This is a genomic window from Glaciimonas sp. OK215, from assembly GCF_057787885.1.
On sequence record NZ_CM173544.1, the window covers coordinates 6,158,609 to 6,185,078 of the forward strand.

The 26,470-nt window shown below is 57.3% G+C and carries 31 protein-coding genes; 19 read left to right on the forward strand and 12 right to left on the reverse strand.

Annotated features, from left to right (window positions below; genetic code table 11):
* The first annotated feature begins 44 nt into the window (after positions 1–44).
* Positions 45–653, forward strand: coding sequence for a DNA-3-methyladenine glycosylase I (locus AC3CHX_RS28480; protein WP_488631290.1), 609 nt, complete (start codon positions 45–47; stop codon positions 651–653).
* Positions 654–762: 109 nt separating this feature from the next.
* Here the strand turns inward: AC3CHX_RS28480 and AC3CHX_RS28485 are convergent, their stop codons facing one another.
* Positions 763–2,196 carry an NAD-dependent succinate-semialdehyde dehydrogenase gene (locus tag AC3CHX_RS28485; protein ID WP_488631291.1) on the reverse strand — a complete coding sequence of 478 codons (1,434 nt, stop codon included), beginning with the start codon at positions 2,194–2,196 and terminating at the stop codon, positions 763–765.
* A gap of 333 nt (positions 2,197–2,529) precedes the next feature.
* Complete coding sequence (locus tag AC3CHX_RS28490) at positions 2,530–3,960, reverse strand: catalase (protein WP_488631292.1); 1,431 nt, start codon at positions 3,958–3,960, stop codon at positions 2,530–2,532.
* Between the two features lie 286 nt (positions 3,961–4,246).
* Here AC3CHX_RS28490 and AC3CHX_RS28495 point away from each other — a divergent pair, with 286 nt between their 5' ends.
* Both AC3CHX_RS28495 and AC3CHX_RS28500 read left to right on the forward strand, forming a co-directional pair.
* Positions 4,247–4,762: a BON domain-containing protein gene (locus tag AC3CHX_RS28495; protein ID WP_488631293.1), complete on the forward strand. Its 516-nt coding sequence runs from the start codon at positions 4,247–4,249 to the stop codon at positions 4,760–4,762.
* A gap of 179 nt (positions 4,763–4,941) precedes the next feature.
* Positions 4,942–5,658 (forward strand): pseudouridine synthase, encoded by a 717-nt coding sequence (locus AC3CHX_RS28500; protein WP_488631294.1) that lies wholly within the window; start codon positions 4,942–4,944, stop codon positions 5,656–5,658.
* A gap of 82 nt (positions 5,659–5,740) precedes the next feature.
* Here the strand turns inward: AC3CHX_RS28500 and AC3CHX_RS28505 are convergent, their stop codons facing one another.
* Entirely contained in the window at positions 5,741–6,124 is a 384-nt protein-coding gene (locus AC3CHX_RS28505; RefSeq protein WP_488631295.1) for a carboxymuconolactone decarboxylase family protein, read from the reverse strand.
* A 53-nt stretch (positions 6,125–6,177) separates the two neighbouring features.
* Complete coding sequence (gene argB / locus AC3CHX_RS28510) at positions 6,178–7,080, reverse strand: acetylglutamate kinase (protein WP_488631296.1); 903 nt, start codon at positions 7,078–7,080, stop codon at positions 6,178–6,180.
* 285 nt (positions 7,081–7,365) lie between these two features.
* Between argB and AC3CHX_RS28515 the strand changes: the two genes are divergently transcribed.
* On the forward strand, positions 7,366–7,560 hold the full coding sequence (locus AC3CHX_RS28515; protein ID WP_488631297.1) for a cysteine-rich CWC family protein: 195 nt from the start codon (positions 7,366–7,368) through the stop codon (positions 7,558–7,560).
* Here AC3CHX_RS28515 and AC3CHX_RS28520 read toward each other — a convergent pair whose 3' ends face one another.
* From AC3CHX_RS28520 to AC3CHX_RS28530, 3 genes are read right to left on the reverse strand one after another with little or no spacing between them, the layout of a single operon-like run.
* Positions 7,561–8,286: an SPOR domain-containing protein gene (locus AC3CHX_RS28520; RefSeq protein ID WP_488631298.1), complete on the reverse strand. Its 726-nt coding sequence runs from the start codon at positions 8,284–8,286 to the stop codon at positions 7,561–7,563.
* Positions 8,287–8,305: 19 nt separating this feature from the next.
* Positions 8,306–9,082, reverse strand: coding sequence for a type III pantothenate kinase (locus AC3CHX_RS28525; protein ID WP_488631299.1), 777 nt, complete (start codon positions 9,080–9,082; stop codon positions 8,306–8,308).
* Positions 9,083–9,084: 2 nt separating this feature from the next.
* A complete protein-coding gene (locus AC3CHX_RS28530; protein WP_488631300.1) occupies positions 9,085–9,960 on the reverse strand; it encodes a biotin--[acetyl-CoA-carboxylase] ligase in 876 nt (291 codons plus the stop codon).
* A gap of 108 nt (positions 9,961–10,068) precedes the next feature.
* Here AC3CHX_RS28530 and AC3CHX_RS28535 point away from each other — a divergent pair, with 108 nt between their 5' ends.
* The 10 genes from AC3CHX_RS28535 to AC3CHX_RS28580 all read left to right on the forward strand — a co-directional run bounded on the left by AC3CHX_RS28535 (position 10,069) and on the right by AC3CHX_RS28580 (position 18,714).
* Positions 10,069–11,199, forward strand: coding sequence for an MlaE family ABC transporter permease (locus AC3CHX_RS28535; protein WP_488631301.1), 1,131 nt, complete (start codon positions 10,069–10,071; stop codon positions 11,197–11,199).
* Entirely contained in the window at positions 11,199–11,996 is a 798-nt protein-coding gene (locus AC3CHX_RS28540) for an ABC transporter ATP-binding protein (RefSeq protein ID WP_488631302.1), read from the forward strand. Before AC3CHX_RS28535 ends, AC3CHX_RS28540 begins: the two co-directional genes overlap by 1 nt.
* A gap of 21 nt (positions 11,997–12,017) precedes the next feature.
* Positions 12,018–12,965: an MlaD family protein gene (locus tag AC3CHX_RS28545; RefSeq protein ID WP_488631303.1), complete on the forward strand. Its 948-nt coding sequence runs from the start codon at positions 12,018–12,020 to the stop codon at positions 12,963–12,965.
* Between the two features lie 19 nt (positions 12,966–12,984).
* Positions 12,985–13,602, forward strand: coding sequence for an ABC-type transport auxiliary lipoprotein family protein (locus tag AC3CHX_RS28550; RefSeq protein WP_488631304.1), 618 nt, complete (start codon positions 12,985–12,987; stop codon positions 13,600–13,602).
* A gap of 113 nt (positions 13,603–13,715) precedes the next feature.
* Positions 13,716–14,843: a VanZ family protein gene (locus tag AC3CHX_RS28555; protein WP_488631305.1), complete on the forward strand. Its 1,128-nt coding sequence runs from the start codon at positions 13,716–13,718 to the stop codon at positions 14,841–14,843.
* Positions 14,844–14,896: 53 nt separating this feature from the next.
* Positions 14,897–15,253: a (2Fe-2S) ferredoxin domain-containing protein gene (locus tag AC3CHX_RS28560; RefSeq protein WP_488631306.1), complete on the forward strand. Its 357-nt coding sequence runs from the start codon at positions 14,897–14,899 to the stop codon at positions 15,251–15,253.
* A gap of 4 nt (positions 15,254–15,257) precedes the next feature.
* Positions 15,258–15,893, forward strand: a complete 636-nt coding sequence (locus AC3CHX_RS28565) for an alpha/beta hydrolase (RefSeq protein WP_488631307.1) — start codon at positions 15,258–15,260, stop codon at positions 15,891–15,893.
* 235 nt (positions 15,894–16,128) lie between these two features.
* A complete protein-coding gene (locus tag AC3CHX_RS28570; RefSeq protein WP_488631308.1) occupies positions 16,129–17,283 on the forward strand; it encodes a D-alanyl-D-alanine carboxypeptidase family protein in 1,155 nt (384 codons plus the stop codon).
* Positions 17,284–17,508: 225 nt separating this feature from the next.
* Positions 17,509–18,357 (forward strand): D-amino acid aminotransferase, encoded by an 849-nt coding sequence (locus AC3CHX_RS28575; protein WP_488631309.1) that lies wholly within the window; start codon positions 17,509–17,511, stop codon positions 18,355–18,357.
* Between the two features lie 75 nt (positions 18,358–18,432).
* Entirely contained in the window at positions 18,433–18,714 is a 282-nt protein-coding gene (locus AC3CHX_RS28580; protein ID WP_488631310.1) for a DUF493 family protein, read from the forward strand.
* 60 nt (positions 18,715–18,774) lie between these two features.
* Here the strand turns inward: AC3CHX_RS28580 and gcvA are convergent, their stop codons facing one another.
* A complete protein-coding gene (gene gcvA / locus AC3CHX_RS28585) occupies positions 18,775–19,689 on the reverse strand; it encodes a transcriptional regulator GcvA (RefSeq protein WP_488631311.1) in 915 nt (304 codons plus the stop codon).
* 185 nt (positions 19,690–19,874) lie between these two features.
* On the opposite strand from gcvA, the gene AC3CHX_RS28590 reads away from it, so the two are divergent.
* On the forward strand, positions 19,875–20,195 hold the full coding sequence (locus tag AC3CHX_RS28590; protein ID WP_488631312.1) for a DUF2917 domain-containing protein: 321 nt from the start codon (positions 19,875–19,877) through the stop codon (positions 20,193–20,195).
* Positions 20,196–20,243: 48 nt separating this feature from the next.
* On the opposite strand, the gene AC3CHX_RS28595 is transcribed toward AC3CHX_RS28590, so the two are convergent.
* Positions 20,244–20,840, reverse strand: a complete 597-nt coding sequence (locus AC3CHX_RS28595) for an IMPACT family protein (RefSeq protein WP_488631313.1) — start codon at positions 20,838–20,840, stop codon at positions 20,244–20,246.
* 111 nt (positions 20,841–20,951) lie between these two features.
* Here AC3CHX_RS28595 and lipB point away from each other — a divergent pair, with 111 nt between their 5' ends.
* The 4 genes from lipB (at position 20,952) to AC3CHX_RS28615 (ending at position 23,838) form a co-directional block, all read left to right on the forward strand.
* The gene (gene lipB, locus AC3CHX_RS28600; RefSeq protein WP_488631314.1) at positions 20,952–21,599 is read left to right on the forward strand and encodes a lipoyl(octanoyl) transferase LipB; all 648 of its coding nucleotides are present in this window, start codon (positions 20,952–20,954) and stop codon (positions 21,597–21,599) included.
* A 28-nt stretch (positions 21,600–21,627) separates the two neighbouring features.
* Positions 21,628–22,644 carry a lipoyl synthase gene (gene lipA / locus AC3CHX_RS28605; protein WP_488631315.1) on the forward strand — a complete coding sequence of 339 codons (1,017 nt, stop codon included), beginning with the start codon at positions 21,628–21,630 and terminating at the stop codon, positions 22,642–22,644.
* A gap of 72 nt (positions 22,645–22,716) precedes the next feature.
* The gene (locus AC3CHX_RS28610; RefSeq protein ID WP_488631316.1) at positions 22,717–23,115 is read left to right on the forward strand and encodes a hypothetical protein; all 399 of its coding nucleotides are present in this window, start codon (positions 22,717–22,719) and stop codon (positions 23,113–23,115) included.
* Positions 23,116–23,166: 51 nt separating this feature from the next.
* Positions 23,167–23,838 (forward strand): N-acetylmuramoyl-L-alanine amidase family protein, encoded by a 672-nt coding sequence (locus tag AC3CHX_RS28615; RefSeq protein ID WP_488631317.1) that lies wholly within the window; start codon positions 23,167–23,169, stop codon positions 23,836–23,838.
* On the opposite strand, the gene pxpA is transcribed toward AC3CHX_RS28615, so the two are convergent.
* Genes pxpA through pxpB form a run of 3 tightly spaced genes read right to left on the reverse strand, consistent with a single transcriptional unit; the run spans position 23,839 to position 26,380 of the window.
* Positions 23,839–24,699 (reverse strand): 5-oxoprolinase subunit PxpA, encoded by an 861-nt coding sequence (gene pxpA, locus AC3CHX_RS28620; RefSeq protein WP_488631318.1) that lies wholly within the window; start codon positions 24,697–24,699, stop codon positions 23,839–23,841.
* Positions 24,700–24,710: 11 nt separating this feature from the next.
* Entirely contained in the window at positions 24,711–25,703 is a 993-nt protein-coding gene (locus AC3CHX_RS28625) for a 5-oxoprolinase subunit C family protein (RefSeq protein WP_488631319.1), read from the reverse strand.
* Positions 25,700–26,380 carry a 5-oxoprolinase subunit PxpB gene (gene pxpB / locus AC3CHX_RS28630; protein ID WP_488631320.1) on the reverse strand — a complete coding sequence of 227 codons (681 nt, stop codon included), beginning with the start codon at positions 26,378–26,380 and terminating at the stop codon, positions 25,700–25,702. The genes AC3CHX_RS28625 and pxpB overlap by 4 nt, the downstream gene beginning before the upstream one ends.
* Positions 26,381–26,470: the final 90 nt, after the last annotated feature.

Consider the following 26,470-nt stretch of genomic DNA (forward strand, 5'->3'; position numbering starts at 1 on the left):
TCATGCGTTAGCATTGACGGCTATTCCCGGCTATCCTCACAACCATGACGAACAAGAATTCAAAGCAACCAGGACCCATCGATAGCCCACCGCGTTGTGCGTGGGCCAATCTGAAGAATCCGCTGTACCTCGACTATCACGACGAAGAGTGGGGCGTGCCTTGTCACGATGAAATACGGCTGTTCGAGATGCTGAATCTGGAAGGTGCGCAAGCCGGTCTGAGTTGGGAAACCGTCCTCAACAAGCGCGCGAACTACCGGGTTGCCTTCGATGGCTGGGATGCCGCCAGGATCGCCCGCTACGATGCGCACAAGGTAGCCGAGCTGATGGCGAATCCCGGCATCATCCGCAATCGTCTGAAAATTGCGGCAACCATCAATAACGCCCAGGCTTATTTGCGCTTGCGCGATGAGGTCGGTGGGCTGGATGCTTTTTTGTGGGCTTACGTCGAAGGCAAGCCGTTGCAGGGCAACTGGTCCGGCGCCAATCCCAGCCCGGCGAAAACACCGTTGTCGGATCGCATCTCAAAAGATCTGCTGAAACGTGGTTTCAAGTTTGTCGGTTCGACGATTATTTATGCCTACCTGCAAGCGGTCGGCATCGTCGACGATCATACGATGGCGTGCTTCCGGCATCATGCAGGCTTGAAGTAACAAGCCGTCAATCCGACCGCAGCGAAACGCCTTCTTCGATGGAAAAAGGCTCCTCGCTGCGATTGGAATGATGACGAAATGGCTTGAGTCGATTAACTTATCAATCGATTCAAATATCCAGCTGCGAAACGAACTTGGTATTCAGATAAGCTTCGATTGCTTCCGAACCGCCTTCCGAGCCATAGCCGCTATCCTTGATGCCGCCGAACGGTACTTCCGGCAGTCCCAGGCCCATGTGGTTGATCGAGATCATGCCGCTGGCAACCCGCGCAGAAATCGCGTGTGCGGTTTTCTGCGAACCGGTGAACGCATATGCCGCCAGGCCATATGGCAGGCGATTCGCTTCGGCGATCACTTCATCCAGCGTGTCGAACGAGTTGATCAGCGCCAGCGGGCCGAACGGCTCCTCGTTCATCGCCCGCGCCTGCAGCGGCAGGTTGGTCAACACGGTTGGTTCGAAGAAATTGCCCTTGCTGCCGATGCGTTTGCCGCCGGTGCGCAGTTGTGCGCCGTGCTTGAGCGCATCGGCAATCAATTCTTCCATCGCGACCACGCGGCGGCTGTTTGCCAGGGGCCCCATCGTGGTGCCGGCGTCCATGCCATTGCCGACCTTGAGCGTGCTGGCTGCGCTGACGAACTTGTCGACGAAGCGTTCGAACACTTCTTTCTGCACCAGGAAGCGGGTCGGCGATACGCAGACCTGACCGGCGTTGCGGAATTTTGCCGCCGCCAGACTTTTCGCCGCGGTATCGATATCCGCATCGTTGAAAACAATTGCCGGACCATGACCGCCCAATTCCATCGTGGCCCGCTTCATGTGCTGACCGGCCAGCGCCGCCAACTGCTTGCCGACCGGGGTCGAGCCGGTAAATGAAATTTTCTGAATCACCGGATGCGGGATCAGGTATGCCGAAATTTCCGCCGGGATGCCATACACCAGATTGACGACGCCAGGAGGAATCCCTGCGTCGGCAAATGCACGGATTAATTCCGCCGGCGAAGCCGGGGTTTCTTCCGGGGCCTTGACGATGATGGAGCATCCGGCTGCGAGCGCCGCAGACAACTTGCGGACGACCTGATTCAGCGGGAAATTCCATGGCGTAAATGCCGCAACCGGACCGACCGGCTCCTTGATGACCATTTGATAGGCGCCGGGCACCCGCGCCGGAACCAGGCGGCCGTAAGCGCGCCGGCTCTCTTCGGCAAACCAGTCGATGATGTCGGCGGCACTCAGCGTTTCCATTCTGGCTTCGGCCAGCGGCTTACCTTGTTCGCGGGTCATCAATTCGGCGATTTCCGGCGCGCGCTGGCGCAGCAGATCTGCGGCCTTGCGCATGATTTTCGAGCGCTCGAAAGCGCTGGTGTTGCGCCACACCTCAAAGCCACGCTGGGCGGCGGCGAGCGCGGCATCCAGATCGGCATGATTGGCATGCGGAATACGACCGATCTCTTCATCGGTAGCAGGATCGATGACGGCTAACGACCGTCCGGATTGGCTGGGCAGCCATTCGCCGTCAATAAATAACAATACGTCTTTGTACATGACATTGCTTTCAAAAATTGGGGGAAAGGAATACAGCAGGGATTATGCAAAATACGGAACATCATGCAAACAAGCGGAAACGAAAGCAGGGCGCGCATGGTGCAGACTGCGACACCGGTCCGAGCCGACGATTCTATACCTGCTGAGCAAAGGCTGCCGGCCGGCCCGGTAAACCCTGAACTTTGCATGCGCCTTTTGAATTTGTGGCGTCCACGAACATTTTATGCAAACACCTTTTGTGCGTGTTTTCCGACAGATAAAAATCGCCTGTAACAGGTTTGCTACAGGCGATTTTTTATGAGCCCCTACGGGGCGATGCCTTCGTTGAATATCCTATTTCGCCAGCAGCGCCCTGGCAACCCCGGCACCGTAGGCCGGATCGGCCTTGGTACAGTTGGCAATATGCCGCTCCTGTATTTCTTTCGCAGCGCCACCGACAGAGCGTGCCGTGTTGTCGAATAAGACCTGCTGCTGGGCTGGCGTCATCAGGCGGAACAGCGCACCCGGCTGCGAATAATAGTCGTCATCGACCCGATGATTCCAGTGATCGGCCGCCCCTTCAAGCGCGAGCGGCGGTTCGGCAAAGTCCGGCTGTTCCTGCCATTCGCCCTGGCTGTTCGGCTCGTAGCCGATGGCGCCGCCGCTATTGCTGTCGACGCGCATCGCACCGTCGCGGTGATAGCTGTTGAACGGACACTTCGGCGCATTCACCGGGATCTGATGGTGATTCACGCCGAGCCGGTAGCGATGCGCATCGCCATACGAAAACAAGCGCCCTTGCAGCATCTTGTCGGGCGAAAAACTGATGCCGGGAACCACGTTGGCGGGAGAGAACGCCGCTTGCTCGACTTCCGCGAAATAGTTCTCCGGATTGCGGTTCAACTCCATCACGCCGACTTCGATCAATGGATAGTCCTTGTGCGGCCAGACCTTGGTCAGGTCGAAGGGATTGATGTGATAAGTGCCGGCTTCTTTTTCCGGCATGATCTGGATAAACAGTTTCCAGCGCGGGAAATCCCGCTTCTCGATACTGTCGAACAGATCGCGCTGCGCACTCTCGCGGTCCGACCCAACCAGTGCGGCGGCTTCTGCGTCGGTCATGTTTTCGATGCCCTGCAATGTCTTGAACGTGAACTTGACCCAGTGGCGCTGGTTTTGCGCATTGATGAAACTGAAGGTGTGGCTGCCGAAGCCATGCATATGCCGGTAGGAACGCGGCAGGCCGCGATCGCTCATCACAATCGTGACTTGATGCAACGCTTCCGGCAGCAAAGTCCAGAAATCCCAGTTGTTATCGGCACTGCGCAAATTGGTTTTCGGATCGCGCTTGACGGCCCGGTTCAGGTCCGGGAACTTCAGGGGATCGCGCAGGAAGAACACCGGCGTGTTGTTGCCGACCAGATCCCAGTTGCCCTCTTCGGTATAAAACTTCAGCGCGAAACCGCGGATGTCGCGTTCGGCATCGGCCGCACCGCGTTCGCCGGCGACGGTGGAGAAACGCGCAAACATCTCGGTTTTTTTGCCAATCTCGGAAAAGATCCTGGCTTTGGTGTATTGGGTGATGTCGTGGGTGACGGTGAAGCTGCCGTAGGCGCCGGAGCCTTTGGCATGCATGCGGCGTTCAGGAATGACTTCGCGGTCGAAATGGGCCAGCTTCTCGAGAAACCAGACATCTTGCAAGAGCGCCGGTCCGCGCGCTCCGGCAGTCTGGATATTCTGGTTGTCGACGACAGGTGCGCCGGCTGCAGTGGTCAGCTTTTTCATGGGATTCCTTTTTCAGGCAAGTTGGTTTAGGGAGCTGAAATAACAACTTGGCTTCCTTTCGCAAAGAACATGCCAGGCGGCAATATCCCGGGAAAACTGGCGTTAATTCTTTTAATGCCATTAGAAAATCAATTAATTCCCTTTAAAATCAGGCACTAACAACACGCATATCGATCCAGTTTGCATGTGTGGAATTTCGTTGATTCGGCTATTGGCACGTTACGTGTAACGTGACGCCAGGGAGCATCCCTCCTCCTCCTGGGAGCTTATTTGAAGGAATGCAAGGATGATGCAGCACCAAAGAATGTCGATATTGCCAGCCCTGGTGATGACGCTGGCGACGGTTGCGGCCGCCGCAGCGGACACAACGCTGAAAAACTGGTTCAACGACCCCTTCATCCAGGTACGGAATGCGATCCCCGCTTGTCCGCTCCCGCTCGGTCCGATGACGACCGCAGATGAAGCGCGCAAGGAGTCGCATTGGCGGGCCGAACGCGGCACCAGCTGCTGGTTGGCCGGACAGTGCAGCAAGCCGAATTCTTATGCTTACGATGACGGCATCGCCAAGTCTGTTGCGGCGCACTTTGCAGCAGACCCGGTGTTTGCCAGGAGCAGTTTGTGGCTCACGGTCCAGCGCCGTTTTGTCTGGGTGGAAGGGTGTGCCGACGATCCATCGATTACCGCTGGCGCGCTCGAAGCATTTGTGCGGGCGGAACCGGATGTGGAAAGAGTGATAGTCAACCTGATGCAGGTCGGCGCGGGTGACGGCCATGTCCCGTATCCGCTTGCGCCGCGGCCGTGAGGGATCTTTCGCCGCACGCTTCAAATTTGCAGTTGGTTATGGGGGATATGCAAATAATTTGCGGCTTCCTGTGTATGATCCAGGGTTCAATTTCTGAGCGCTAAACCAAACCTGCAATATCAGAAAAAATAGCTATTGGTATTTCTATAATTTATTTGCAGCAGGCTTCCATTACACGCATGAGCAAACTAACCCTAGACCGCATACTGCAATCGCAGGGTGTCGGCACCCGCAAATATTGCCGCACATTGATAGAAGATGACGAAATCACCATCAATGGCGAGATTGTTAACGACTACCGCTGCAAGCTCGATACGGACGGATTGATCTTCGTCCTGTTCGGTGAAGAATGGGTATATCGCGAGCGCGTGTATATCGCCCTGCATAAACCGCCGGACATCGAGTGCTCGCGCAAGCCGAGCCACCATCCGGGCGTGCTGAGTATTTTGCCGGAGGAATTCACCTGGCGCGAGTTGCAACCGGTCGGTCGGCTGGATCATGACACCACCGGCTTGTTGCTGATGTCGGATGACGGCACCTTTATCCATGCCCAGTCTTCGCCCAAGCGTCACGTCCCTAAAGTGTATGTCGCCACCACCCACGATCCGGTCACGCCGGAACTGGTGACGCAATTGTTGGGAGGCGTGCAATTGAACGATGAACCCGCCCCGTTGGCGGCGGTAAGCTGCAAGATGATCGACGACAAGCATATCGAGATCATCCTGGAACAGGGCAAATATCATCAGGTCAAGCGCATGCTGGCGGCAGCGGGAAATCACTGCGTAGCGCTGGAGCGCACTGCGATTGGCGGATTGACGCTGGCGTCGCTGGAACTGGAAGAGGGCGATTGGTGCTATCTGGAGCCGGAGCAACTGGCGTTGCTGGTGCCCGCATAAGGAAGGTTACGAGGAATTCATTCCTTGCCGCCATCTGGGAAATGCCAATCTCATGGCGGCCAGCCGCCATGCCGGATGGTGATTATATGGTTGATGGCAGGACATCCTTCAGAACCTCCTGGGCCGCACGGAACGCATCAACGGCGAGAGGTACTCCGCAGTAAACCGTTGCGTGCAGCAATACTTCCCGAATTTCCTCCATGGTGGCACCGTTGTTGAGTGCTCCACGCACATGCCCCTTGAGTTCCTGAGTGCGGCCCAGGGCGGTCAGCATGGCCAGCGTGACCAAGCTGCGGGTCTTGAAATCCAGCCCCTCCCGGCACCAGACGGTTCCCCAGGCATTGCGCGTGATGTACTCCTGCAGCGGACCAGTGAATGCATCGGCATTGGCAAAAGCCTTTTCCACGAATTCCTCGCCCATTACCTTCTTGCGTGCAGACAAACCATCTTCGAATTGCTGATCCATGGTGCATTCTCCAGTTCTTTTCGCCTAGGCCCTGCGCCGTTTAACCCATGCTATTAATGCGAACGTATCATGGTGCCGAACGCCTGTTCGCTCAATACTTCCAGCAACAGCGAATGTTCGATGCGGCCATCGATGATGTGGACCGCATTCACGCCCGATTTCGCGGCGTCGAGTGCCGAAGAAATCTTTGGCAGCATGCCGCCGGAAATGGTGCCGTCTTCAAACATTTCATCGATTTCCCGCGCCGACAGATCCGTCACCAGATTGCCCTGCTTGTCCTGGACACCGGCGATATTGGTCATCATGATGAGTTTTTCCGCGTGCAGGATTTCGGCAATCTTGCCGGCGACGACATCGGCATTGATGTTGTACGCCTGACCATCCGCACCGAAGCCGATCGGTGAAATGATGGGAATAAAGGCATCGTCCTGCAACGCTTTTACCACTGCCGGATTGATGGCTTCGATTTCGCCGACGAAACCGATATCCAGGAATTGTCCCGGATTCTGCTTGTCCGGCATCTTCATTCTGCGGGCGCGGATCAGGCCGCCGTCTTTGCCGGTCAAGCCGACCGCCTGGCCGCCGTAGTGATTGATCAGCATCACGATATCCTGCTGCACTTCACCGCCCAATACCCATTCAACCACTTCCATGGTTTCTTCGTCGGTGACGCGATGGCCCTGGACGAAAGTGCCTTGCTTGCCGATCTTTTTCAGCGCGTTTTCGATTTGCGGACCGCCGCCGTGGACCACCACCGGATTCATGCCGACCAGTTTCAGCAAGATCACGTCCCGCGCGAAGCCGTGTTTCAGGCGCTCTTCGGTCATCGCATTGCCGCCATATTTGACGACGATGGTTTTGCCGTGAAATTTTCGGATATACGGTAAAGCCTCGGCCAGAATTCCGGCTTTTACTTTTGGAGCAATGTTGGCGAGTTCATCGGTCAAGTCGAGCATGGCATGTCCTGCGAGAAAGTCTTGAAAGGGTGGACAGAGAACCGAGTGTAAGTGTGCGGCCAAAGCGGCCAAAGCAAAGCACAAATAGGAGCGCGGCGAATGGGCGCGATTTTACATGGAAAAGTCGCAGCTTGTTGGGTGCAACTTAGCAGCTTGTTTGGATAAAATGCAGAAACAGGATCCGGATCGGCTTGTGAACCCCCGGACTGGCGCTGCCATCTTAAGAAATGGCGATTCCGGCATTTCCATTCGACAACATTGTCGTTGATCCAAGGACCAGCTTTCATGGCGCAATGTCCCGCTTGCCAGCGGCAATTTATCTGCGGTGCCGAGTCGTCCAGCGCATCCGCCTGCTGGTGTCTTGCGCTGCCGCCGCTATTGCCGCTGCCGGCAGCAAGCCGGATGGCGGCACCAGCCGCCTGTTATTGCCCGGCGTGTTTGCAGAAATTGTTAATCTCAATGCAACATCAGGCTGAATAATTAGCCGCAGCTACGTATTTCCTGACGCGGGAAGCCGACTTTGATCTTGTCGAATTCAGCCTTGGCCTCCGCATTCAACGCACGCAACTGGAATGCGACTTTGCCGGCAGCCGAGTTACGCGCCGCTACCCGGGTTCCGCCCAGGCCTTTTTTTGCCAGCTTGGCGACCTGTGTATTGGCCGCTTCTTCGGTTTTGAAAATGCCTAGCGATATGCCGTAATGGATGGACGGCGCATCCTGCACCACAAAAAAGTCGGTGATACCGAGGTCGTGTAATTCTTCGGCCTTTTTGTCGGCAGCTTCTTTGCTGCCGAGCGAAGGCAGGTACACCATATAGCTGGCGACTTCCGGCACTTCGCGACGTCTGGCGCTGATCGCTGGCAGGAGCTCTGCCAGCTGGCTGGCAAATCTGCGCGCTTCGGCGGCACCGAAATTACCGATTTCGGTACAGGCCAATACCGGCGCTGCAGGTGCCGCCGGCGCAGTAGCGCTGCCTGCAGTTCCGGCCGGGGCGGGATCGCCGGCTGCGACCGCGGGTGGCGTCGGCGCGCTGCTGCGGCCGCCCGGTTCGGTGGCCGCCAGCAATTTGATTTTGTCCGCTTCCAGCTGATTGCCGAGTCGCCCCGGCTCTCTGCCTTCAGAGTAGATGCCGTCCAGATAGCCGCGTTGCAGCGCGAACAGGCCGGCATTCAATAACAACAGTAAACAGAAAATGAATTTCAACATGGATATGGTTAGCTCGGCGTTAGTTTTCTTCGGCAATGCTGCACCAAAGTCCGGTCAGGACCAAATGATTGATGGTCTCGCATGGCAGCGGCAGGTACGGCGCAATCACCCCGGCGCTACCGCCCGCCAGAATACATTTAATTTGTATTTCCGGATTGTGCTGGCGCTGTAAAGCCATCGCCTGGGTAATCGCACCAACTTGCGCGGCGATGCAGCCGCTGATAATCGCATCGTCGGTATTGTCGGCAAATGCCGCAGTGACGATGACATGATCGATGATCAGCGGCAATTGCGCGGTGCCGTGCGCCAATGCGTTCGCCATCAAGCCCAATCCCGGCAAGATCATGCCACCGATAAACAGCCCATCGGCGCTGATCGCATCAATGGTGGTCGCGGTACCGCAGGTTGCCAGCAATAGCACTTGTTGTGGAAATAGCCGATGGGCGCCGATCGCCGCGGCAAAGCGGTCGCAGCCAAGTTGTGCCGGATTGCGGTAAGCATTGCGTATCCCTGCCAGTTGCGGCAGCGAGGCAAACCATTCAGGCAGAACATTGTTGCCGAAGGCAGCCTGCAGCAGTTGCTGCAAACGTTCACCGACGATGCTGCCGGCGACGTTGGAAATCAGCACCCGCGCTACCTCAAGGCCGCGCCACAGGGCTTCCAGATCAGCCATTTCGGCATGCGCCACCGAACCGTATTCGCGCCAGACCGGCGCAGTTTGCGGGTCAGCGCCGGGCGCATCCGTCAGGGCCCATTTAATTCTTGTGTTGCCAGCGTCGATTAACAATATTCCCATTCTTACATTTCCTTTACGCGCAGCGAGATGTCGCCCGCCATGACGGCAATCGGTTGATCGTCATGTGCGGGTTGCAGCAAGAAACGACCGATCTCGTCGATCCCCAGCGCCGTGCCTTCATGCAAGACCCGGCCTTGATCCAGAATGACGACTTGCTGACCGGCATAGGCGTGAAGCTGGTTCCAGCGCGCGACAAACGGACTCAGGCCATGTTGCTGAAACTGTTGCAGGGCTTGCCTCAGGCCGCGCAGCAATTCAGCCATCAACACAGCGCGGTCAAAGTCGGCCGGAACCGGCAAATTGGCGACGCGGCGGCCGAGTTGCTGTTGCATCTCGGTTGGCAGCGCCAGATTGATCCCTACACCGATCACCGCCCATGCGCTTTTGTCGCTGTTGACGCCATTGGCGCTGGCGGTTTCGATCAGGATGCCGCCCAGTTTGTCGCCAGCCAGCAGCAAGTCGTTCGGCCATTTCAAGCGGATGCCGAGATCGGTCTCCATGCCCGCTGATGCCAGGCAGGCGTTTAACGCGGTGACAATCGCCACGCCGACTGCCAGCGGCAATCCGACCAGCTTTTGCAGCGGCTGGTCAAAGCGCCACGCCAGCGAAAACATCAACGCCGCCGACGGTGCCGACTGCCAGGTCCGGCCGGCGCGGCCACGGCCGGCGGTTTGCTGCTCGGCAATCAGCAGCGCCGGCGTGGTCAGCGTGTCGGCAGCCTGCGCCGTTTGTGCCGTTTGCGAGGTTTGCGAGGTTTGAATACGCGCCAGCAAATCGGCATTGGTCGAGCCGGTTTCGGCCACCACCTCAATCGTGATCTGATCGGGGTGCAATGCGGAAAATGCAAAGATACGCTCTGCGGAAAGTAAGGAAGTCATGCCGCGCATTGTAGCGGGATGCTTGCTGACTTGGCTGGATACAGGTCTTTTTTGTGTAAAAGTCATCGCTGGCGAGATTTTGTATCGATTCTCACATAAACTTGCGTGATGCCGAATCCCGATATCCCAGCCCCCGCTCTTGCGCTCACCGATGGTACGACGGTTATCGCCAGCGGTAACTGGCAGGTACATGCGCTGACGCAACCGGGCGTGATGCGGTCGCTGCAAGCGGCCTTCAAAAGACTGGCCAGCCAGGCCGGACAGCGCACCCTGCGCTGGGATTTGTCGCAAGTCAGCGCAATCGATCATATTGGCGCGCAAATGTTGTGGAATGCCTGGGGCAAGGCGCGTCCGGCCGAACTGACTGTTCCACGCCAGCAAAGGGATTTCTTCAAGCGACTGGAGGATGCCGGGCCGCTGGTGTTGCCACCCACGCCGCCATGGCGGCGCTTGTCTGTCGTCGTCTATGACTGGTGGTGCGTCGCGTTCGATCATGTGAGCGGTTTCATTATGCTGCTTGGTCAATTTGTGCTGGATGTGATGCGCATGCTGCGCCTGCCGCAGCGGGCTCCGTGGAAAGAAATTTCGGCACATATTTATCATGTCGGTTTTCAGGCGCTGGGGATTACCGCCATCGTCGGCTTTCTGATCGGCGTGGTGCTATCGTTTCTCTCAGCGCAGCAACTGCATACTTTCGGCGGCGACATCTATCTGGTGAATATCCTGGGGATGAGCATCATCCGCGAACTCGGGCCATTGCTGGCGGCGATTCTGGTGGCCGGCCGCTCGGGTTCCTCCATCACTGCGCAGCTTGGGGTAATGCGGGTGACGCAGGAACTGGATGCGATGGAAGTCATGGGTTTGGCGCACGGTTTCCGTCTGATTCTGCCGCGCGTGATGGCGTTATTGATTGCGATGCCGCTGCTGGTGATCTGGACCGATGCGATGGCGTTGCTGGGTGGAATGATGGCGGCGCAGTTGCAGCTGGGATTGTCGCCGAGCTACTTCCTGCAACAGTTGCCGGGAGCGGTGCCGTTGCCGAATTACCTGATCGGTCTTGGTAAAGGCGCGGTGTTTGGCGGACTGATTGGCATGGTCGCTTGTCATTTTGGCTTGCGCATCGAACCCAACACCGAGAGCCTCGGTCGTGGCACGACCACCTCGGTGGTGAGCGCGATTACCATCGTGATTCTGGCCGATGCAGTATTTGCGATCCTGTTTAGCGGCGTGGGGTTCTGATGACCAGGTTGCTGCACAATGCGCCAGCTGTACCAGCCGCGCCAGCGGTGATACAGGTTGAAAAACTCCGGGTGCAATTCGGGCAGAGCGTGATTCTTCAGGATCTGGATCTGACTGTCGCGCAGGGCGAAATCGTTGGAATAGTCGGTGGTTCAGGCTCTGGGAAAACCACGCTGCTGCGACAAATTCTGGGTTTGAATCGACCAAGCAGCGGCAAGATCTCGGTGTTCGGCACCGGTCTTGGCCGGGCCAATGTCGATCAGATGGCGGCGTTGCAAAACCGCTGGGGCATGTTGTTCCAGATGGGGGCGCTGTTTTCGGCGCTGACGGTGATGGATAATGTGGCGTTGCCGCTGCGTGAATTGCGCGCGTTGCCGGAAAACCTGATTAAGGATGCGGCGCTACTCAAATTGCAACTGGCTGGCATAGGTCCCGAGCACGCGCTGAAAATGCCCTCCGATATATCGGGCGGCATGATAAAACGGGTTGCCCTGGCGCGGGCCTTGGCGCTGGAACCGGAATTGTTGTTCCTGGATGAGCCGACTGCGGGTCTCGATCCAGCCTCCTCGGCGGCTTTTGTCGAATTGATTCTGTCGCTGCACAAGGATATGCGCCTGACCGTGGTGATGATTACCCATGATCTGGAATCGTTGCTGGCGATGTCGACCAGAATCGCGGTGCTGGCCGACAAGCATGTGCTTGCCTATGACACCCCGGAGCAGGTAATGAAGGTCAAACATCCGTTTATCGAAAATTTCTTCCTCTCGGCACGGCACGAGCAGGACACAGTGGGTTAGGGCGCAGCATGGAAACGCAGCATGGAAAATAAGGCACATGCATTAATGGCCGGCTTGTTTACCGTCGCCTTATTGGTGGCGGCGATCTTCGGCGTCATGTGGTTCAACAGCGACCGCGTGGCGCGCGTGCCGTATGAAATCGCCACCAAGTTGTCGGTGCCCGGACTCAATCCACAGGCCGATGTGCGGTATCGCGGCCTCGATGTGGGGAAGGTCGATGCCATCGTTTTCGATCCGAACAGCCCCGGACAGATTCTGATTCGCCTGAAAATCAATCCCGATACACCGATGACCCGTGCGACTTATGGTACGTTGGGATATCAGGGCGTGACCGGGATTGCGTACATACAGCTGGACGATGATGGCAGCAATCCGGCCAAGCTGTCGAGTAGTGCCAGTCAGCCGGCACGCATCGATCTGCATCCCAGTCTGTTCGACAACATCCAGACTAAAGGCGCGGCAATTCTATTGAAGGCGGAAGAAACCGTGGCCAAGCTAAATGGTCTGCTCGATCCCGCAAATCAAAAGATCATGGTGGCCGCGTTCAGCGATGTCAGTAAAACCGCCAACGCGTTCGAATCGATTCCACATCAGTTGCAGCCAACCCTGGCCAAGCTGCCGGCGATGACCGAGCAGCTGAACCAGGCGCTGACGTCGATTACCGCGCTGTCTGGCAACATGACCGTACTGAGCCGCAATCTGAATGCGCTGACCGCCCGGTTGCAGACCCCGGATGGTGCCGTCTCGACATTGTCGGGTACAGTTCAGAACGTTGGGTCGGTCGCGGATAGCGTTCAGTATGATGCACTGCCGCGCTTCAATACCCTGACTACGGAAGCGCGCTCGTCGATGCGCGCGTTGAACCAGACGCTGGATAACTTTAGCCAGCAGCCGCAAAGTATTTTATTCGGCAGCAAAGGATTGCCGCCTGGCCCGGGCGAAGCGGGCTTCACCGCGCCAACCGAATAAGACAGGGATAAGGAAACCTATGCAAAAGCGCAACAGACTTGGGATTTCAGCTACCGCCATCATCGTCGCAATCCTGCTGACCGGCGGTTGTGCCACTAAGGCTGGCTCGTACACGCAGTATGATTTCGGTCCGTTGCCGAGCGCCGCTGCGAATCCGGGTGGCGCGGCGTTACCGGCGGTGAGTCTGGCGGACGTCAATTCGCCGGCCTGGCTGGACAACACTATGATGATGTTCCGGTTGGCATATGCCAACGACTTGCAGCCGCGTCCGTATGCGACCACGCGCTGGACCATGCCGCCGGCGCAATTGTTCAGCCAGCGCCTGAAGGCCCGTATCGGTCAGGCCGGCGGTACTGTTGTGTCGGTTTCCGATGGCGCGATAAATATTCCGGTGCTGCGGATCGAGATGGATGACTTCAGTCAGACCTTCGACAGCGCCTCGCACAGTGTCGCGCAGGTGGCGCTCCGTGCGTCGTTGTTCAATGGCCGTAACTTGCTGGCCCAAAAGACCTTTAGTCGCCAGGTCGCTACGCCGACTGCGGATGCCGCCGGCGGCGCCCGTGCTTTTTCCAGTGCCAATGACGCATTGATCGATGACTTGATGCGTTGGCTGGCGAGCTTGCCGGTAAAGCAATAGCGACGCGCCACACAAGCTATCAATCAAGCGGCCAACGCCGCTCCGAACCACGCTAATCGAATGGTGCCTTATGCTGATGCAGTATGGTGTGATGGAATGAGGGCAGAACCATAATGACCGGTTCGCAGTTATCACCGCAGCGTCGCTCGTCGGCGTTTGCGCGTGTCAGTTTATTGATTTATCTGCTGTTGATTGTCTATGCCAGTTGGTATCCCTTCAGCGGTTGGCGCGATGTCGGACTGGCGCCATGGGCGTTCCTGTCGGCCCCGCTGCCGCACTACTGGACCCTGTTCGATGTCTGGACCAACGTTGCCGGTTACCTGCCGCTGGGACTGCTGACGGTACTGGTGCTGCCCCGCAAAATACCCGCTGTGGCGGCGGTCTTGCTGGCGACCTTGGCAGGCATCTTGTTGTCCGGCACGATGGAAGCGGTACAGACCTATCTGCCGACCCGGGTATCATCCAATCTTGACCTGTTGACGAATAGCTGCGGCGCGCTGTTGGGTGCCGTGTTGGGGGCTGTTTTTCGGAACCGTTTTGGTCCGGAGAGCAAGCTGCTGCAGCTGCGCGAGCGTTGGTTCAATCACGAAGCCAGCCATGGCATGGTCATGATTGCCCTCTGGCCGCTGGCGCAGTTGGCGCCATTGAGCCATTTGTTCGGCTTTGGGCAAATCACGACGATGTTGTCGAACTGGCTGACTGACTGGTTTGAGCAGCCGACTGATCTGGCCGCCTGGATGACCGGCGACGCGCAACTGACAGCCGGGCAATACTGGATGACGGAAGCGGCGATTACCGCCTGTGGCCTGACCGGCGCCGGCTTGACGCTGCTGATCCTGTTACGCAAAAGCGCCCCGAAAGTCAGTCTGACGGCGCTACTGATATTGACGACTTTGCTGGTCAAGACGTTTGCTTCGGCATTGCTGTTCACGCCTGCGAATGCGCTGGTCTGGCTGACGCCGGGCGCAGCTGCCGGCTTGTTGGCGGGTGTCTTCATCTTGATAGCGTTGGGGTTTGCAGCGCAGCGTCTGCAGCGCTGGATGGCCGGATTGGCGGTCACGATCAGCTTGCTGATCGTGAATGTGGTGCCGGACAATCCGTATTACACAGAAACGCTGCAAACCTGGTCGCTGGGTAAATTCCTGAATTTTAACGGTGCGGCGCAGTTTTTAGCGCTGTTGTGGCCGTTTTTCACGCTCTGGTTTTTATTCCATCCAATGCACCGCGTGAAACGAAAATGACACCGGTGTATGATTCCGGCTTACATTTTCAGTTTTCTTAAGCACATCCAGCCATGAGCGATACCCCAAGCGACAATGCCGGTGAGACTGCGTCCGCAGCACCGTTTTATAAACACCATGTCTTTTTTTGCCTGAACCAGCGTGCTCCCGGTGAGCGCACATGTTGTGCGAACCACGGCGCACAAGCCGCGCAGGAGCACGCCAAGCGCCGCATCAAAGCGCTTGGCCTGGCGGGCGAGGGCATGGTCAGAATCAATAAAGCCGGCTGCCTTGAGCGCTGCGAAGAAGGCCCGGCATTGGTGATTTATCCAGAGGGTGTTTGGTACACCTATGTCGACACCGAAGATATCGATGAAATCATCGACGTGCATATTGTCGGTGGAAAAATTGTCGAACGCCTCAAAATTTAATGCCATGAACGCTCAGACTCAATCTTTTCTTATCAGCGGCGCAGTTGGCCAGCTTGAATGCGCACTGGACCTTCCGGATGCCGAACGATTCCCCACGCCGCGCGGCCTGGCGCTGGTAGCGCATCCGCATCCCTTATTCGGCGGCAGCATGGACAACAAGGTCGCGCACACATTGGCGCGCGGGTTTCTGGCGCTGGGTTATGTCGCGGTACGGATGAATTTTCGCGGTGTCGGCAAGTCGGCCGGCGTCCATGACGAAGGTCGTGGCGAGACCGATGACATGGCCTTGCTGTTGGCGCATATGCGTCGGCAATATCCTGATTTGCCGCTGGCGCTGGGCGGTTTTTCGTTCGGCACATTCGTGCAGGCGCAGTTGCAGCAGCGTTTGCTGGCTGCCGGTACGGCGGCAGAACGGCTGGTGCTGGTCGGCGCTGCCGCCGGTAAATGGCCGATGCCGACGGTGCCGGCGAACAGCATTTTGATCCATGGCGAGCTGGATGAGACGATCCCGTTAAGTGCCGTGTTCGAGTGGGCGCGTCCGCAGGATATCCCGGTAATCGTGATTCCCGGTGCCGATCATTTTTTTCATCGCAGGTTGCAACATATCAAGAACTTGATGGTCGAAATGTGGCATCGCTGAGATGCCATTGGCGAAACCATCGTGTGCCGGGTTTGCTGCGCTTCTTGGCTGCATGGTTTGGGCTCAAAATAGTTGCTAAAGTTATATTGAGTAACTGGCGGGGCTATAATTCCGGCTTGGTTGTTTCGCGTGGTTCTTTGCTTACTGGTTCCGCTTCCCTTTTCATCCGCCCGATAGCTGCTGTTGCGGTCTGTCGTGCCAACGTCCACTAATTCGATTTCATCAATCCACATCCATGAAAAAAATATTCGCAGCGTTAGCTGCAACCCTCTTTTCCGCTACCGTTGCTTTCGCCCAGACGCTGCCATCGCCGACGGTCGCTGCCAAGTCCTGGTTACTGCTGGATACCACCAGCGATCAGGTAGTGGCATCGCAAGATCCGGATATGCGCGTCGAACCGGCGTCGCTGGCCAAGATCATGACGGCGTATGTCGTATTCGACGCCCTCAAGGACAAGAAACTGACGTTGAACCAGATGGTCAACGTTTCGGTACGGGCCTGGAAAGTCGATCCCAGCAGCTCGAAAATGTTTATCGATCCGGCTACGCCAGTGTCGATTAACGACCTGTTGTACGGCCTGATGGTGGTGTCGGGTAACGATGCCGCAGTGGCACTGGCCGAAGCGGTTTCCGGGACTGAAGATGCATTTGTGGTGCAGATGAATCGCGAAGCGCAACGCATGGGCATGAAATCCACGCATTTCGGCAATCCGCACGGTTTGCCTAGCGCCGACACCTATACGACTGCGCGTGATCTGGCGACGCTGGCAGCGCACGTGATCGTCGATTTCCCGGAATTTTACAAAATCGATTCGACCAAGAGTTTCACCTACAACAAGATCAAGCAGCCCAACCGGAATCGCCTGTTATGGCTGGATCCATCGGTTGATGGCATGAAGACCGGTCATACCAGCAGCGCCGGTTACTCCATCATTGCTTCCGCCAAGCGCCCCAACGGCACTGGCGAGCGTCGTTTCCTGGCAGTTGTGGTAGGAACCAATTCGGATCAGACGCGTACGCAAGAAGCGCAAAAATTGCTGAACTGGGGCTTCCAGAACTTTGACACCGTGAAGCTGTACGCCAAGGGCCAGGCGGTAGCAACACCGCAGGTCTGGAAAGGTGCGAAGAACGAGATCAAGGTTGGGTTCAACCGTGATATTTTCGTCACCGTACCGAAGGGCGTGGCGGAAAAAATCAAGCCGGTGCTGGAGCGTACCGATCCGTTGATCGCGCCGATCAACCAGAACAGCAAGGTTGGCACGTTGAAGGTCACGGTGGATGGCAAGGTCCTGACAGAGTTGCCGGTGCTGGCGCTGGAAGAAGTGAATCAGGCCAGCATTTTTGGCCGGATCTGGGATTCGATGCGCTTGTTCTTTAAAAAGAAGAGCTAAACAACTTGCTGGAGATGATGCCTTTCAATTAAGGAACGCCTGAATCTCTGTCAGGACCTGGTGCAGGCAAGCGATGCAGGAAAACGGCAGCTCAGGCTGCCGTTTTCTATGGCGCTGCGGTTTGTCGCGAGCGATCAACGCTGTCATTTCGCATACTTTTTTTGCATACTGTGTCTATCCTGCCTGTGCCAGAATTGCTGCTCATACTCTTTCAGGAAAGTTGCCATGCCAGATCCCCTCGTCTATTTGAATGGCGTCATGACGCCGCTGTCTGAAGCGCGCATCCCAGTGCTGGATCGCGGCTTTATTTTTGGCGATGGCGTGTACGAGGTGATTCCTATCTATGCGGGCAAGCCGTTCCGCGCCGCACATCATATAGCGCGGTTATTTCGTAGTCTGGCCGCGATCGGTATTCCAAATCCGCATAACCAGGAACAGTGGATGGCGTTGATCAACCAGGTTGTGACAGCGTTTGGGAATGCCGATCAGATGGTCTACATTCACGTCACGCGCGGCGTCGCCAAACGATCCCACGCATTCCCGAAAGAGCCGCTGACGCCGACGGTTTTCATCATGACCAATCCGCTGGTGCTGCCGAGCGCTGCCATGCGCGCCAACGGCGTATCATGCGTATCTATGGAAGATCAGCGCTGGCTGCATTGCGAAATCAAGTCGATTTCATTGCTGGGCAATGTGCTGGCGGCGCAGAATGCGGCTGAACACGGCGTGGCGGAAGCTATTCAGTTCCGCGATGGGTTTTTGACCGAAGCATCGTCGTCCAACGTCTGGATCGTCAAGCATGGCAAACTGATGGCGCCGCCGAAGGATAATCTGATTCTGGAAGGGATACGCTACGGTTTGATCGAAGAATTGTGCGCCGCAGGCGGCATTCAGTTCGAGGCGCGCCGGATTCCCCGTGCCGAAGTATTCGAGGCCGACGAAGTGCTGCTGTCGTCGGCGACCAAGGAAATTTTGCCAGTGACCGCAATTGACGGCAAAACTATTGGAAATGGCCAACCAGGCCCCATTTACAAGCAGTTATACCAGGCTTATCAAGGAGCGAAAGCGGCTTGACGAGGCCTGGTTGAAGCCTTCCCCAAGGCGGCATGCAGAATGTTCATGTCGCCTGATTACTATAGAGCGACAACCATGAACATGCCAACCATTCGTCCCGAAGACAGCCTGATCGTATACCCGAGCGATTTTCCCATCAAAATCATGGGACCCACGCACGACGCCTTTGCAGAAACTATCGTCGGCGTGGTGGTGCAACACGATCCGACGTTTCACATGGGCAAGCTGGAAGTGCGGCCATCGGCGAAAGGCAATTACACCGGGTTGACTGTTACGGTGTGGGCCACCAGCCGCGAGCAACTTGATAATTTATACCGTGAACTATCGGCACATCCGATGGTGAAGATTGTGATGTAGCTTTCGCGCTTGAAAACGTTATCGCAAAGTCAAAAGATAGGCGCAAAGCAGTTGGTCGGGTTATTCCGGCCAGCTGCTTTGTGCTTTAAATTGCGCTATTTCCTGCAGTAGCCAGCTGTGAAAGGCTTTCACCTGCGGCTTGTGCATCGCTTCTGGCGGGCAGGCAAAATAATACGAATTCGGACAGCGCACCACCACATCGAACAACCGCACCAGATCACCGGAGGCGATTTCCTGTAGCGCAATCGCATGCCGCGTCAAGGCGATACCCAGTCCGTCCGATGCCGAGCGCAGCAGCATCGATGCATCTTGAATTCTCAAGCCGCCGCTAGGTTCCGGCAGCGCAATGCCGGCTGCGGCAAACCATGGCTGCCAGGATTCCTCCGCATCCATGCGCAGCAGCGTGCATTGCCCCAGCTCTTGCGGCGATGCCGGCAAGCGGCCTTGCCGGTAATGCGGGCTGGTCACCGGATAATAGTAGTCGTCCATTAACTTTTCGACCATCATCCCCGGATAGCGGCCAACCCCAAAACGGATGCCGACGTCAATCTGCTCCCGCACCAGATCCTGCAACTGGCCGGATGATTGCAGGATCACTTCCGTATCCGGATGCAAATCGATAAATTTCCACAAGCGCGGTGCCAGCCAGCGCGCGGCAAACGACGGCAATGCCGAAATGGTCAGGCGCTTTTGCCTAGCGTCGACTTTCATGGCATCTGCGGCGAGCGCGATTTCGGTCAGCGCTTTGCGGATCGTGGTGGCAAAACGCTGACCCTGCTCGGTAATCGTAATGCGCTTGCCGTGGCGCGTGAACAACGTCACCCCCAACTCTTCCTCCAGCGCACGAACCTGATGGCTAATCGCCCCTGGTGTCAGGTGCACTTCCTCGGCGGCGCGCGAGAAACTGTCATAACGGGCTGCCGCCTCGAACGCGCGCAACGCAGAGAGATTCGGGAGTTTACGTAGGTCGGCCATGGCTCAGGGGTATTTCTATGTGAATAAAATTGGTAAGCAGAGGGAAAACTACTCGTTTTGTTCCGGGCTGACTGCCGACTAGAATGTGCTGGCAGGATCGGTATTTACTTTCATCCGTATTGTCGGATGGATGACTTGCCGAGCCCGTGTTTAGCAATATACCAGCAGTCCACCGGAGAAGCATAATGGGAAAATTATTCACTAAAGAGGTTAAGCAATCGCTGGCTATCGAGGCCGGCCAGGTGTTGTCCATACAGGCAGAAGTTGCAAAGACGTTGCAAATTACCTGCGGCCGCCTCTGGATCACCGTCTCTGGGCACAGTGATGATTACTGGCTGGGCGCCGGTCAGTACCTGAACGTTGCGGCCGGTAGCCATGTGGTGCTCGAAGCCGACCAGGGCCGCAGTGTGGTCGAAGTGCGACAACAGTCGCCAGGCGCCGTTGCTGCCGCACGGGCTGGTCATCGTCAGCCGGTCATGGTCTCCGGTAAGCTGCAATATCGCTAACCGTTACGCTTTTCCGCCCGACCAGACCCGGTGTGCCCAAGTCGGGATTTATTCGGCGTTGTCCTCTAGCCATGTCAGTGCGCCATGACAAGCCTCATTCGCTTCTCGCCGTAACGCATCCGCTGCGGCGAGTGGCAATGAAAAGCTGAGATTGACCATATCGCCATGCGCCACATCGCCCAAGGTTGCGCCGCGTTGTTGCAGCAAGCGGCGCAAGGTCCCTTCCAGCGCATACGGCAGCACCGCGCACAAGGTCGTGGTGGCGACCAATTCGATTTTTTCAGCGCCCAATAACGCCTGTGCCACCGCATCGGTGTACGCGCGCACCAGGCCGCCGGCACCCAGACGGATGCCGCCGTAGTAACGCACTACCACCGCCAGTACCTGTTCCAAATTATGATGACGCAATACATTCAACATCGGCAAGCCAGCAGTGCCGCCGGGCTCGCCGTCGTCCGACGCACCGGAATGACCGCCGGCCAGCAAGGCCCAGCAAACGTGGGCGGCATCCGGATGTTCAGCGCGCAAGCGGGCCACTTCGGCCAGCGCTTCCGGGCGTCCGCCGATGGCGCTGACAAAGCCGATGAAGCTGCTTTTCTTGATGTCGATTTTGCTATGCGCCGGTTGGGCTAAGGTGAATGCCATGTCGAATGCAAGTTGATAACGCCAGGAAAACGGCCGTCGTTGTTTTTGTGTCGCCCCGAATTTACGCCAAGATGACGACGGTGACTACTGATTTTCGGTACACTGCCACCTATGTCGTTCTCTACTTCTCCCCAAATCATTCAGCGCGGCGTCGAGCCGTATCAAGTCAGCTTTGATGCCATGCGCGCTTTTACCGACGCCCGCACTGCCGATACGCCCGATCAGCTGTGGATAGTCGAACATCCGCCGGTGTTTACGCTCGGCCTTGCTGCCGATCCCGGCCACGTGCTGGCACCCCACGATATTCCGGTTGTGCAGACCGATCGCGGCGGTGAAGTCACCTATCACGGTCCTGGTCAGGTGGTGATTTATCTGCTGATCGACCTGCGCCGCAAGCGCAGCGAAAGCCGCATATTTGCGCGCGAATTCGTGCAAAGTATCGAGCAGTCGGTGATCGAGACGCTGGCGGCGTATAATCTCGCCGGTGAGCGCAAGCCCGGCGCACCCGGTATTTACGTGACAGCAGGCCCGTGGCAAGGTGCCAAGATCGCGGCGCTCGGCTTGAAAATTCGCGCCAGCGGCTGCACGTATCACGGCGTTTCGCTGAATGTTGCCATGGATTTAAGTCCGTTTTCCTGGATTAATCCATGCGGCTACGAGGGCTTGGCGACTGTCGATATGAAAATGCTGGGCGTTGATGCCGCATTGCCTGCCGTGCAGTTGGCACTTGCTCACAAACTGATTGAACGCCTCAGCTGATGCTTCTCCACCGAAAATTGCTTAGACCATGACAACAGAAACCACTCCGCCGCACGCTGTCGAATCTGCCTCTCCCGCTGCCTACAATCCGCTGGAGAAACAAAAGGGTGCCAGCAAGACCGCGCGGATTCCAATCAAGATCATCCCCATCGAACGCCTGAAAAAACCGGACTGGATACGCGTCAAGGCCGCTTCGCCATCGACCCGATTCTACGAAATCAAGGACATCCTGCGCGCCAATAGTCTGGTCACGGTATGTGAAGAAGCCAGCTGCCCGAATATCGGTGAATGTTTCGGTAAAGGCACCGCGACCTTCATGATCATGGGTGACAAATGTACGCGCCGTTGCCCGTTCTGCGATGTCGGCCACGGTCGCCCGGACCCGCTGGATGTCAACGAGCCGGAAAACCTGGCGAAAACCATCGCTGAGCTGAGGTTGAGTTACGTCGTCATTACCAGCGTTGACCGCGACGATTTGCGCGATGGCGGGGCCGGTCATTTCGCCGAATGTATCCGACGCGTACGCGAATTGTCGCCGAACACCCGGATTGAAATCCTGACACCTGATTTCCGTGGCCGCATGGACCGTGCGCTGGAAATTCTGAACGCAGCACCACCGGATGTCATGAACCACAATCTGGAAACTGCGCCGCGCCTGTACAAAGAAGCGCGTCCCGGTTCGGATTACGAGTATTCGTTGAATCTGCTGAAGCGTTTCAAGGCACTGCATCCACAAGTACCGACCAAATCCGGCATCATGGTTGGTCTTGGTGAAACCGACGAAGAAGTGTTGCAAGTCATGCGCGACTTGCGTGCCCATGACGTCGACATGCTGACCATCGGCCAGTACCTGATGCCAAGCGGCAATCACTTGCCCGTGCGTCGCTACGTGCACCCGGACACCTTCAAGATGTACGAAGAAGAAGCTTACAAAATGGGCTTCGTCCACGCCGCAGTCGGCGCGATGGTACGCAGTTCGTACCATGCAGATGAGCAGGCGCATGATGTGCTGGCGTCGTCATCTGCGCAGGCATTGAGCAAATGAGCGTAGTGCGAAGTTGATGAAAATGCGCGCCGAAATATAAATTCCCATTTTCGGCGCGGGCAGTCTCTGAGAATGAAACTTGCTATGCGGACAGCACTCTCGCTTGCTTTCTTGTCGGTAACGCTATTGGCTGGGTGCGGAACCAGCCCAAAGAAAGCGGTTTTCACCACTATGACTTGTGATCAGCATGAGACCGTGGCACTGAGTTTCAATAGTGTTGCCGCGCAAGTGTTTGATACCGGTTACGCACATGCAGCCGAGCCGACGATGGCTTTGGCCCAGCTATTTCTTATAAAAAATGGCGGCCCCGATGACTACTCCATCAAAATAAATACTGCTGAAAAAGGCTATAGCGACAATCTTATCGCTGCCAACAGTAAGGGCTGTGATACCTCTGCCTATGCGATAGCGCCGATCAGCGAATTTGAAAAGCGCAGTAATGCGCTTGTCGCCGCGAAAAAGAAACCGTGATCTGAGCACCGGCGTCAGGTTGTGTGATCGGAAGTTGTTTCAAGGGACAGCATGCGCAAATGTATTGCCATCATAATATTTCTGATCGCATCCGGCAGTCTGTTTGCGGCCACCATCGTGCTGGATACCGGGCATACGGCGGCACAGCCGGGAGCGATTAGTTCGGGCGGTAAAACCGAGCATGATTACAATCGGCAACTGGTTGCCGCACTGAAACCGCTATTGGTGGCGCAAGGCTACCAGGTGATTGACGTTGCAGCGTCTGGCATGGATACCTCGTTGGCGGCGCGCACTGTTGCCACGTCAGCCGCCGAGTTGTTTATTTCGATCCACCACGACTCCATGCCGCAAGAGTGGATCAGCGCCGGGCGTGCTCGGGAGTTTTCCGGTTTTGCGCTGTTTGTCTCGGAGAAAAATCCGTTTCTCGAGAAGAGCCTGATGTGTGCCCAACGTGTTGGGGCGGCGCTGATTGCTGCCGGCGAACATCCGTCGCTGTATCATGCAACGCCGGTGAAAGGTGAGAACCGGCCGCTGCTGGATCGGCAGTCAGGCGTGCATCAATTTGATGATTTGGTCGTGCTACGGACGGCGCAATCACCGGCGATATTGCTGGAGGTCGGCGTGATCGCCAATCCGGACGAGGAACAACGTCTGGCACAACCTGAGTTTGCTCAGCGGATGGCCGCTGCCATCCAGCGCGGCATTCGTGATTGTGTCGATTGATTAACGCAGCAAAGGAAACAGCGAGAAACGGTCCGCAACAGATGGCGTCTCAGGTCCACCCCGGGCCGTGACGGCAATACCTTCCTGCTCCAGATGCGCGCGGATACGCCGAGCGAACGCCAGCGCATGCGCACCATCGCCATGCAGGCACACCGTGTGCGCTGTCAACGGGACCCAGCTACCGTCTATCGCCTGCACCTTGCCATCCCGCACCATGTTCATGGTTTGTGCCAGCGCGCGTTCTTCGTCTTCGATCAGGGCGCCGGGTGTGCCGCGTTTGACCAGACTGCCATCGGGGTTATATCCACGATCGGCAAAAACTTCTTCGACTGCGGTCAAGCCTGCGCGTCTTGCCGCGGCTGTCAGCGCGCTGTTGGCCAGGCCGAACAGCGCCAGCGAAGGGTCAAAATCGCGCACCGCAGCAACGATCACGTCGGCCAGTTTGGCGTCGCGTGCGGCCTGGTTATACAAGGCGCCATGCGGTTTGACGTGTGCCAGGCGTGCGCCCTGTGCCTGGGCAATCGCGGCCAGTGCGCCGATCTGGTACAGCATGCCGCTGTAGATTTCCTGCGCTGGCAACTGCATCTCGGTGCGGCCGAAATTGGCGCGGTCCGGAAAGCTGGGATGGGCGCCGATGGCGACGCCATGCTGTATCGCCCAGGCGACCGACTGTTGCATCAGCAAGGCGCTGCCGGCATGCCAGCCGCAGGCGATATTCGCCGAGCTGATCAGTGCCAGCAAGGCTTCATCACTGGGGCCGCCTTCGCCGAGGTCGGCGTTCAGATCGATGCCGAAGCCGGCATCGATTGTCAATGCCGGTTCACTGATTAATTTCGTCGCTTTTTTTGGGGTTTTCGCCATCGCTCACTCCATCATTTTTTTGCCGGGCGCAGCCACGTCATGGCCAGGTCAATTTGTTCCAGATACAGCGTTTCCTGATGCAGCTCCTGGCGCGCCTGTTCGATATCGGATTCGACAAACTGCAGCGTGCGATTAAAACGAAGTTGCGCAAGTCTGGCTAGATCTGCCGCGATCACGACGCCGATTATTGGATAGCCGCCGGTGGTTTGGGCATCCGCCATCAGGATGATCGGCTGACCGGCCGGCGGTACCTGGATCACACCGGGCAAGACCCCGTGCGACAACATGTCTGCACTCTTCTTGATTTTCAATTCCGGTCCCGACAAGCGAAAGCCCATACGATTGCTTTGCGGCGTCAGGGTCCACGGACTGCCCCAGAACGCACGTTGCGCAGCTACCGTGAAGTGTGCATATTCCGGACCTGGAATCACCCGGATCGGCATTGGCGAGGCAGCGCGTGATTCGGAATCGATGCTGTACCAGCTTGGCGCGCGGACGCCAAACGGCGGCGCCAAACGGACAACTGATGTGGCCGGATCCAGTGTTGCCGTCGTCAGCCGGTCGCCTTCGAGCAGGGCGCGGCCGTGGTGGCCGCCGAATCCTGCCGCCAGGTCGGTCGCACGTGAGCCAAGCTGCACGGCAGCGTCTATGCCGCCGGCGACGGCAATGTAAGAGCGCATGCCGTCCCGTGCAGCCTCCAGTGTCAGGGTCTGACCGGCGCGTACCGGTACGCTCCACCACGGCCACACGCATCTATCATCCAGCGTCGCCGCAAAATCGGCGCCGCCCAGGGCAATCCGTGTGTCGGCGGTAAAGCGCAAGACACAAGGGCCGAGTGTGATTTCCAGTGCTGCCGCATCGATGGCGTTGCCGACCAGTTTGTTGGTGATGGCCAGTGCGACCCGATCCAGCGCGCCAGCCTGGCAGATGCCCAAATGACGAAAGCCGCTACGGCCCAGGTCTTGTACCGAATTCATGCGCCCGGAGCGGATGACGTCGATCATGGCAACACCTGCGTCGCCACAAAGCGGACGTGGTCGCCCGGTTGCAGCAGGGTCGGCGGCTGGGCCGACGGATCGAACAGGCGCAAGTCCGTGTGGCCGATGAGTTGCCAGCCACCGGGTGAAGCGGCAGGATAGATCGCGGTTTGGCTGCCGCCGATGCCGACCGAACCGGCTGGCACCACCAGCCGCGGCTCGCTGCGACGCGGCGTGGCTAATAGCGGATCAAGGCCGCCCATATACGCGAAGCCCGGTTGAAAACCGAGGAAATAGACGATGTAATCGGCACCGGTATGGCGCGCGATGATTTCCGCTACCGACAGTCCGGTGTGTTGCGCCACCACCGGCAGATCGGGGCCACGGTCGCCGCCGTAAATCACCGGGATATCGATTTGACGTCCGTTCTTGTTGATGGCGGTCGTTGTATGCCATGCGCTCTGCAATTTGTCGGCCAGGTCGCCGCTATCGGCAACCAACGGGTCAAACAGGATCGTCAGGTTGTTCATGCCGGGTACAACGTCACGGATGTGCGGCCACGCCGATGCCTTGGCTGCGATGGCCCACAGACGTTGCTGGCAATCCAGCGTCGCGCGCGATCCGGCATTCATCACCAGGGCGCCTTCGCCTAGCGCTTGGATATCCGGTTGGTGCCGGACAGGTTGAAGCTTGGACTGGGTCATCGCACACATTTCTTTCTGCACGCGGCTGGTTGGTAAAGAGGTTTTTTCTCGGCTGCACAATAAAAAAGGCGCTCGGGTAATTCCCCCTGC